This is a genomic window from Streptomyces bobili, from assembly GCF_002154575.1.
Lineage (GTDB): Bacteria > Actinomycetota > Actinomycetes > Streptomycetales > Streptomycetaceae > Streptomyces > Streptomyces bobili.
The window spans coordinates 1-3,420 of sequence record NZ_MUBA01000416.1 but is presented as its reverse complement, the minus strand read 5'-3'; the positions used below and the strand labels follow the sequence as shown (position 1 = coordinate 3,420).

General features: G+C 71.1%; 3 protein-coding genes and 1 tRNA gene. 3 read left to right on the top strand and 1 reads right to left on the bottom strand.

Features of this window, described 5'->3' with window-relative positions:
* Nucleotides 1-86 precede the first annotated feature (86 nt).
* The 3 genes from BZL64_RS28480 (at nt 87) to BZL64_RS28470 (ending at nt 2,337) form a co-directional block, all read left to right on the top strand.
* Nucleotides 87-554, top strand: coding sequence for a hypothetical protein (locus tag BZL64_RS28480; protein ID WP_086772038.1), 468 nt, complete (start codon nt 87-89; stop codon nt 552-554).
* A 211-nt stretch (nt 555-765) separates the two neighbouring features.
* Nucleotides 766-2,166: an LCP family protein gene (locus tag BZL64_RS28475; RefSeq protein WP_208639537.1), complete on the top strand. Its 1,401-nt coding sequence runs from the start codon at nt 766-768 to the stop codon at nt 2,164-2,166.
* A 101-nt stretch (nt 2,167-2,267) separates the two neighbouring features.
* Nucleotides 2,268-2,337, top strand: a tRNA-Gly gene (locus BZL64_RS28470).
* 154 nt (nt 2,338-2,491) lie between these two features.
* Here the strand turns inward: BZL64_RS28470 and BZL64_RS28465 are convergent.
* The coding region (locus tag BZL64_RS28465) for an NADase-type glycan-binding domain-containing protein (protein WP_107430360.1) at nt 2,492-3,420 on the bottom strand (929 nt) is incomplete at its 5' end.

Sequence of the window (3,420 nt, the reverse complement as noted above, 5' to 3'; positions counted from 1 at the left end):
AGCCGTATCGCCCCCGCGGTGTCTGACAACCACCGCGGGGGCGATACGGCTGGACAGCACACCTGACCTGCTGCGACGCTCCGCCCGTGACCCTCACCGAGCTGCTCGCCTCCGTCGCCCTGACCGCCCGCCTGGGCCCCGTCCACGTCGATGCGTCCTGGGCCGACGTCACCGCGGCCCTCGGCGAGCCGCGGGAGGTGCTCCGGAGCAGGCGCTGGCCCCGCCTCTTCGGGTTCGGCGATCTGGAGGTCTTCGTCTGCCGCTGCCGCCGGGTGCGGATGGTGACCGTCCAGACGTGGACGGAGACCGTCGAAGTGCCCACGTACGCGGGCCTGTTCCCCGGTGAGCCCACCGAGGCGGACGTCGTCGCCGCCCTGGACCGGGCCGGCTGCGCCTGGGAGGTCGACTCCGCGCTCACCTTCGACGGCCAGCGTGGCCTGCGCGTGCCCGCGACCTCCGCCACGTTCGTGTTCGTCGTCCCCGAGCCCGGCGAACCCCGCCTGCACGCGATGGGCCTGCCCGACAACGGCCACCGGTGCCCGACGGCGACCTGACGAGATCGGCACGCCGGGGGCAACCCTTGTGGGGTGTGGGCCGTCTTCTGAGTCGGCTGAGCTTTTCGGACGTATTCCTTGACGCATGTAGGGTTCCGACGTTCGGCGTGACCAGCGAGGCCGACGATCCAGGCACGGTGTACGGGGTGAAGAACGGCCGAGGCGGAGGCGAGCACCGGTGAGCGGGACGAGAAGGCGTGGACGTACTCCGGTGGAGGCGGCCGGACGCGGGAGCAGGGCGAGGTCGGGCGGCGGCCGGGGCGGACCCGGCGGGACGCGGCTGACCCGGCGTGGGCGGGTCCTCGCCTGGGGCGCCGGGGTGACCTCCGTGGTGATCCTCGGCGTCGGCGGTGTCGGCGCGTGGGTCTACAACGACCTCAACAACAACATCGACTCCGCCGCCGTGGACGACAAACTGGGCGACGACCGGCCCGAGAACCTCAGCCCCGGTTCGAAGAACATCATGGTCGTGGGATCCGACAGCCGGGACGGCGCGAACGCCAAGTACGGCAAGGACCTGACCACCATGCAGTCGGACACGCTGATGGTGCTGCACATCCCGGCGAACCGGAAATGGGCCGCGGTGGTGTCCTTCCCGCGTGACTCCTGGGTGGACATACCGTCCTGCGAGATGGGTGGAGGCAAGACCTCCGACCCGCACAAGGCCAAGATCAACGAGGCGTTCGCGATCGGCGGCAGCGCCGGTGAGGTCGCCGGGGCCGCCGCGTGCAGCATCAAGACCGTCGAGGCCCATACCGGCCTGCGCATCGACCACTTCATGTCGGTCGACTTCTCCGGCTTCAAGGGCATGGTCGACGCGCTCGACGGCATCGAGGTCTGCCCGAAGGAACCCATCAAGTCCGACAAGGCCCGGCTGGAGATGGACGCCGGCTGCCAGACCGTCGACGGCGAGAAGGCCCTCGGCTACGTCCGCGTCCGCTACGGCGTCGGTGACGGCTCCGACATCGGCCGTATCGGCCGCCAGCAGGAGTTCATGGACGCCCTCGCGGCGAAGGCCCAGTCGAAGCTGACCAGCCCCGACGCCCTGTACGGCTTCCTCCAGTCCGCCACCAAGTCGCTGACCACGGACCCGGATCTGGCGGGCATCAAGCAGATCTACGGGCTGGCGAACGAACTCAAGGGCATCCCCAGCGACCGGCTGGCCTTCCTCACCGTGCCCAACTACCCGCGTGAGGCGGACATTCCGGCCGACAAGGCCAATGTCGTCTGGCAGTACCCGCAGGCCGCCGACCTGTTCACCTCCCTGGCCAAGGACAAGGAGATGACCAAGGCGCAGTTGCAGGCGGCGGCGAAGAACCTCGTGTACGCCTCCCAGGTCCGCGTCCAGGTCCTCAACGGCACCGGGCAGTCCGGGCGCGCCGCGGCGGTCGCCGAGAAGCTGCGCACGATGGGCTTCACCGTGAGCGGTACCGGCAACGCCCCCGAGACGGTGACGCGTACGTCCGTCAGCTTCCCGGCCGGGCTGGAGAAGCAGGCCGCGGTGCTCTCCTCACGCCTGCCGAAGGCACGGTCGGCCGCCGCGGCGGACGCGCAGGCGGGCGTCGTCACACTGGTCGTCGGACCGGACCTGGACCTCGGCGAGCTGAGCTGAGCCGGGCCGAGGGAGCCTCCCTCGGGCGGAGTTGGCGGGACGCGGGTCCGTGTGTAACATTGATCTTGAGCTGGTCGCCACCACAACGGCGAAGCGGTTCCGCGTCGGTGGCCCAAGGAAAGGCGCCCCACTTCCTGTGGGGAGATGCAGGTGCAAGGCCTGCCCGGCGCTCCGGTGAACGAGTCCCATTCCGCGTAGAGCGGGGTGGGACTCGTTCTCATTTCCCAGGCTTTCTCGGCCTCTGCGGCTTTCTCGGCTTCTCCGGCTTCGGCAAGGGTGCGGTGGGGATGCGGAGCGCCTCACGGCGTCCGCATCCCCGTTGCCGTCAGGACGAGTTCGCGCTCGACCGGCCGAAGAACTCGATCTCCGCGATGGCCACCTGCTTGTTCCCCGAGGCGCCGTACGCCGACTCCAGCGTGAAGCGGACCTTCGTCACCTCACCCACGCGAAACGCCCGGCGCTGGCCGCCCGCGCTCTGGTCGAGCGTGATGTTCCGCGTCGTGGTCCTGCCGTCCTTCGTCGTGATCGTCGCCTTGATGCGGTGCGGCAGGGCCGACTGGGAGAGCTGGTCGGCGCGGGTCGACGTGCCCGGCGTGATGATCAGGTCCAGCAGCCGGGTCGGCTCGGCGAACCGGGCCTCGATCCACTGGCCCTCGCCGGACTGCGCGACACCCGGCCCCCACCAGGTGTTGTTCACCTTGTCGAAGAGCAGGTCGGGCTTGTGGCCCGGATAGGAGCGGGAGGCCGCGAACTGGTCGGGGGCGACCGGGGCGCGCTTGGCGAAGTGGTCGCGGGTGGCCTGCACCCACGCCGGGGTGCTCACCCCGACCCAGATGAGCAGGCTGAGGACGGCGGCGGCCACCACCCAGGTCAGGATCCGGTCGAAGGTGCGCCGCAGCCGGGGCCGGTCGCCCGCCCACGGGGTCTCACGGCTGCGGAAGTCCAGCACCCGGCGCCACCACGGGCGGTGCCGGGCCGAGCTGTCCTCGGTCCTGGTCATGGGCATCGCGCACCGCGTGCAGTAGTGCCGGTCGGGGCGGTTCGGGGTCGAGCACCAGGGGCACGGCAGGCCGTTCTCGTCGCCCTGCTGCGGACCGGGCGCCCGCACCTGGGGACGGTCCGCCACCGGCCGCCCCGGCAGCACCGGCGCGACCGCCGGGGGTGGCGTCGGACGGGCCTCCGGATCGGCGACGGGGACCAGGAGGGAACGGGCCCGCGCGTTCATCTCGTCGTCGTCGTCGGCGGCGGCGGCGG